Consider the following 5570-nt stretch of genomic DNA (forward strand, 5'->3'; position numbering starts at 1 on the left):
CTGATCGAGAGGCAATAATTAGGTTCGTAGTAAGGACTTTAGTCCTTCTAACTCTTAACTACAAACTGATCGAGAGGCAATAATTAGGTTCGTAGTAAGGACTTTAGTCCTTCTAACTCTTAACTACCAACTGATCGAGAGGCAATAATTAGGTTCGTAGTAAGGACTTTAGTCCTTCTAACTCTTAACTACCAACTGATCGAGAGGCAATAATTAGGTTCGTAGTAAGGACTTTAGTCCTTCTAATTCAGGAGTTACGCAAAAAATGGTTTGACGCGCTACTTATCGGACTCTCGGTGCGTAGCGCGAATCCTAGATTGAAGAAGGACTGAAGTCCTCACTACGAACCTAGATTGAAGAAGGACTGAAGTCCTTACTACGAACCTAGATTGAAGAAGGACTGAAGTCCTCACTACGAACCTAGATTGAAGAAGGACTGAAGTCCTTACTACGAACCTAGATTGAAGAAGGACTGAAGTCCTTACTACGAACCTAGTTAAGAAGGACTGAAGTCCTTACTACGAACCTAGTTAAGAAGGACTGAAGTCCTTACTACGAACCTAGATTGTTGAATTGCAACAAAACGAAAAAATTAGAGGAGTCAGGAAAAAAAGAGATGATTGTTGAAAATAGTCAAGTGGTTTTATCTATCCGCGATTTAACTGCGAATGTGGAAGATACCCAAATCCTAAAAGGTTTAAATCTGGAAATTAAATCGGGTGAAATCCACGCCATCATGGGCCCCAACGGTTCGGGTAAAAGCACTTTATCCAAAATATTAGCCGGCCATCCTGCTTATACGGTGACGGGTGGAGAAGTTACTTTCCTGGGACAGAATCTCCTGGAATTAGCGCCGGAAGAACGTTCCTTAGCAGGCATTTTTCTGGCTTTCCAATATCCTTTGGAAATTCCGGGCGTTAGTAATGTCGATTTTTTGCGCGTGGCTTACAATGCTCATCGCAAACATCGCAGTTTGGAAGAGTTGGATGCTTTTGATTTCCAAGATTTAATCGAGGATAAGCTGGATGTTGTTAAGATGAATCCGGCTTTCTTGGGACGAAGTGTCAATGAGGGTTTTTCCGGCGGTGAGAAAAAGCGCAATGAGATTTTGCAAATGGCGCTTTTGGAACCGAAGTTAGCTATTTTGGATGAGACTGATTCTGGTTTGGATATCGATGCTCTCAAAATTGTCGCCGGTGGTGTGAATCAGTTGTCAACTGCTGAAAATTCGATGTTGGTGATTACTCACTATCAACGGTTGTTGAATTACATTATTCCTGATTTTATTCATGTCATGGAAGCGGGCAGAATAATCTTAACTGGCCCGAAAGAGTTGGCGCTGGAATTGGAAGAGCGCGGTTATGACTGGGTTGTGGAAGAGGAAGCAGCAGGAGTTGGCGCGCGATGATAAATACGCAGGTTGCTACTAGGGAAATGTTTTTGGCTGATTTGGTGAATCAGTGCGGTAAGTTGGAGGTTGCTAATAGCGAAAGTTCGGCTTACGGGTTGCAGGATTTGCGGGATGCGGCGACTGAATATGTTCTGGCTGCAAGTTTTCCGACGGTGAGGGATGAGGAATGGCGCTTTACTGATTTGTCGCCGGTTTTGCAAGTTCCTTTTCATGTACCGCAGAGCAATCAGTCAACGGTTAAGCTGGCTGATGTTATTATGCCTGTGAAAAATCGGGATGATTTACCGTTGAGATTGGTATTTGTTAACGGTTTTTATGCGCCGGATTTGTCTACGGTGGATTCGGGTGTTGTTCCGAATTTGCATATCGACTTTTATGCTGGTAATCTATCTAACGTACCGGAAAAATATCGATCGCGCATCACTGATATTTTGAGCAAGCACAAACAGCAAACTGAAGTGTTTACAGCCTTGAATACAGCAGGTTTGGTGGATGCTGCGGTGGTGTTCGTACCGGCTAATATGTCGATCGACCTTCCGATTCATTTGCTGTTCGTGACTGCACCAGGTGCATCTCCGGCGATGTGTCAGCCGCACTGCTTAATTGTAGCTGAGGCTGGCAGCAAAGTCACTGTTGTTGAGGATTACACAACTGTTGGTAATGTCTCGGCTTTGACGAATGCTGTCACGGATGTTGTTGTCGCTGAAAACGCCACGGTGAATCATGTTCGGCTTCAACGCGAAGGTTTGGATGTGGTTCATGTGGGCAAAAGTGCGATCGAGCAATCCCGCAACAGCCGTTATACTTGTCATGCTATCAGCTTGGGCGGCAAAATATCGCGGCACAATTTAGAAGTATTTCAGCGCGGCGAAGGCACCGAAACAACTTTAAACGGTTTAACCGTAGCCTTTGGCGAACAGTTAGCCGACACTCACAGTTTAATCGATTTCAATCACCCCCACGGCACAAGCCGGCAATTGCACAAGTGCATTGTCGGTAACAAAGCTCGTGCAGTATTTAACGGTAAAGTTTTTGTTCGTAAAGCCGCACAATTGACAGATGCCGGACAATTGAGCCGGAATTTGTTGCTCTCGCCGAGGGCGCGGGTAGATACAAAACCGCAGTTAGAAATTGTGGCGGATAACGTTAAATGTTCCCACGGTGCAACAGTCAGCCAGTTGGAAGATGATGAACTTTTCTACTTGCAAAGCCGCGGCTTAGATTTAGAAAGAAGTCGCTATTTGCTGATTGATGCTTTTGCGGCGGAAATGCTCAATCAATTGCCGATTGTTGGAGTGGCGAAAATGCTTTCTACCTGTGTAGCTGTCCAAGAATAACTAATTGGCTAGCACACAAATTAGGACACAGCATTGCTGTGTCCCTACCCATATGTCCAATCGATAACCATCAGAAAAAAGGTTCGTAGTGCGTCCTGGTGTCCGCTTTCTGGATGCGGACACCAGGACGCACTACGAACCTTACTTGTTTCGGTCAATTGACCGGACATTATATGAAAGAATGAATTATCTTTTCAACACAACCGAAGTTTTGGATCTCACCGCATAAACGAACCGACAACACCATTCAAATCTTCAGCCAAAGGATTTCCCAATGCCTTAAATTTCCACTCGCCACCTTCTCGATAAACTTCTCCCATCAACATATTTATTTTGCCTTCATAGGAAGGGTCATTTGACAAGCGATAGCGAGCGATTTCTTTTCCGGCTGCATCTACAGCCCTTACGTAAGCGTTTTCTACCATGCCAAAATGCTGTTTTCTTGCTGGCCCATCGTAAATATTTACACCCAAGATAATTTTGTGATATTCTACTGGCAAAGAACTCAATTTCACAAAGATTTGTTCGTCGTCTCCGTCTCCAGCTCCCGTGAGATTGTCGCCGGAATGAACCACGGTTTTGTCCTTTGACTCCAAATGAGAGTAATAAATTACATCTTCTTTGTAGTTTTTTAATTTGCCATTTTCTCCCAGCAGCAGAGCGTAGGAATCTAAGTCAAAATTTGCACCGCTGCTTCTACCGAAAATACCTGTTTTAGCTTTCGCTACATCCCAGCCCAAGGCCATTGTCAATCGAGATAAGTCGAATTCGCTTTTGCTGAGTACGATCGATTGTCCTTTTGTCAAGTTGATAGCCATAGTTTGATTATTTTGTAAGGTTTGCTATTTCTAGGATAAGATATTTTCCAGACGCGCTGATTTTACCCAATGCGGATATTCTGCTGTCAACCAATCGTATAATTCCTCATCGGTAATATGTTCCGGGTCTTCTATACTGAAGAAATCGGCTTTATCTAGGTAGCGATCGCCCAATTCGTCAAGCTGTTCTAAAAAACTAAAATCGCTGGCCGCGCTTCTGGCCAACCACCCGCGAACCCCCTTACTTTTGACATCCTGCTGCGATTTGCCGATCGCCATAAACTGCTAAAATATCGGTTCATCTGTTTTTCTCTGATTAATCTGAGGTTCGAGAAACTAGAATTCAGGGGAATATTGGACGCATGGGCAGCCAGAAACCGGGTTTTTTGACCAAAATAGTTTGTTGTCACCACTTAAAACTGCAAAAAACCCGGTTTCTTGGTCTCGGAGTGCGATCGCGAACTAATCTAGTTTAGAGCGATCGACCTTCGATCAGGCGTACTTATCTACAAAGCTTTGCAAGCCTGAATTGTAACCTTGTCCGACAGCTTGGAACCTCCACTCGCCATCTTTCTTGTAAAGTCTGCCAAACTCCACCGCAGTCTCCCGAGAAAAATCCTCATCCAAGTCGTATTTCGTGACTTCTGTATTAGTAGAGGTGTCGTAAATCCTGATAAAAGCATTCCGCACTTGACCGAAATTTTGCCTTCTCGATTCTGCTTCGTGGATTGTCACCACAAACACTATTTCTTGCACCGCAGGATCTACCTGGGTTAAATCGACTGTAACTGTTTCATCATCGCCACTTCCTTCTCCGGTTCTGCTATCTCCTAGATGTTTTACAGAATTATCCGGCGACTCTTTGTTATTGTAGAAAACAAAGTATTTTTCACCGGGAATTTTACCAGCAGCGCCCAGCATAAACACGGAAGCATCTAAGTCAAATGCCCCTCCGGTGTCTGTAGCGTTGAGATCCCATCCTAAACCGATCCCGGCATTTTTCAGCCCCGGTGCTTCTTTAGAAAGATTGATTCTCCCGCCTTTATCCAAATTAATTGACATTTGCTCTCCTGTTCGCGACATCACTGATGTTACCGATCGCAATTATATCAATTATCAGAGGAGCTTGACAAATTGCTGCTGATACTCATCTTCTGTCATCAGTTCTGTCGTGCTTTCCACCCTGTCTAAAAACACGATGCCATCTAAATGGTCATATTCGTGTTGAAAAATTCTGGCCACAAAATCTGTCAATTCTTGTCGGTGAAGTTTGCCGTCCCTACAAGTGTATTCAATTTCGATCGCCCTGCTTCTGGGCACCAACCCCCGAATTCCCGGAATACTCAAACAGCCTTCCCAGTCTTTAACTGTTTCTGTCGATGCAGCGACAATCCGGGGATTGATCATCGCTGTCGGTTCCATGTGGGGCGCTTGGGGATACCGCAGGTTGGGACGGGATGCGACGATGAACAGCCGATCGCACATTGCAGCTTGAGGGGCTGCAATTCCCACTCCGTGCGCGTGTTGGACGGTAGCAATTAGGTTGTCGATTAGCTGTTGAATGCGATCGTCCTTCACGTTTTCGACAACTTGCGACGGTTGCCGCAGTACGGGATTTCCTAATTGTGAAATTTGCAATATTTCTGACATATTAATTGGTTATTTGTTTGTAGTGAGGACTTCAGTCCTCAGCAGAATTTTACATACAAAGAAGGACTTAAGTCCTTACTACGAACCTTACAAAGAAGGACTTAAGTCCTTACTACGAACCTTACAAAGAAGGACTTAAGTCCTTACTACCAACCTTACAAAGAAGGACTTAAGTCCTTACTACGAACCTTACAAAGAAGGACTTAAGTCCTTACTACTAACCTTATAAAGAAGGACTTAAGTCCTTACTACGAACCTTACAAAGAAGGACTTAAGTCCTTACTACTAACCTTATAAAGAAGGACTTAAGTCCTTACTACGAACCTTACAAAGAAGGACTTAAGTCCTTACTAC

At 44.1% G+C, this 5570-nt stretch carries 6 protein-coding genes; 2 read left to right on the forward strand and 4 right to left on the reverse strand.

Translation table 11 applies throughout. The features are described 5' to 3' along the window. Window positions 1-616 precede the first annotated feature (616 nt). Together sufC and sufD are read left to right on the forward strand one after the other, a co-directional pair. Entirely contained in the window at window positions 617-1408 is a 792-nt protein-coding gene (gene sufC, locus QZ918_RS07760) for a Fe-S cluster assembly ATPase SufC (protein WP_293333088.1), read from the forward strand. Continuing rightward, window positions 1405-2748, forward strand: coding sequence for a Fe-S cluster assembly protein SufD (sufD, locus tag QZ918_RS07765; protein WP_293333091.1), 1344 nt, complete (start codon window positions 1405-1407; stop codon window positions 2746-2748). The genes sufC and sufD overlap by 4 nt, the downstream gene beginning before the upstream one ends. Before the next feature lie 218 nt (window positions 2749-2966). Here the strand turns inward: sufD and QZ918_RS07770 are convergent, their stop codons facing one another. The 4 genes from QZ918_RS07770 to def form a co-directional block, all read right to left on the reverse strand. Next, window positions 2967-3566: a TerD family protein gene (locus QZ918_RS07770; protein WP_293333094.1), complete on the reverse strand. Its 600-nt coding sequence runs from the start codon at window positions 3564-3566 to the stop codon at window positions 2967-2969. A 30-nt stretch (window positions 3567-3596) separates the two neighbouring features. Then, window positions 3597-3845 (reverse strand): VWA domain-containing protein, encoded by a 249-nt coding sequence (locus QZ918_RS07775; RefSeq protein WP_293333097.1) that lies wholly within the window; start codon window positions 3843-3845, stop codon window positions 3597-3599. Window positions 3846-4058: 213 nt separating this feature from the next. Next, window positions 4059-4628, reverse strand: coding sequence for a TerD family protein (locus QZ918_RS07780; RefSeq protein ID WP_293333163.1), 570 nt, complete (start codon window positions 4626-4628; stop codon window positions 4059-4061). Window positions 4629-4682: 54 nt separating this feature from the next. Beyond that, on the reverse strand, window positions 4683-5216 hold the full coding sequence (def, locus tag QZ918_RS07785) for a peptide deformylase (protein ID WP_293333100.1): 534 nt from the start codon (window positions 5214-5216) through the stop codon (window positions 4683-4685). Window positions 5217-5570 lie beyond the last annotated feature (354 nt).

Source organism: Microcoleus sp. CAWBG58, assembly GCF_020883045.1.
Taxonomy (GTDB): domain Bacteria; phylum Cyanobacteriota; class Cyanobacteriia; order Cyanobacteriales; family Microcoleaceae; genus Microcoleus.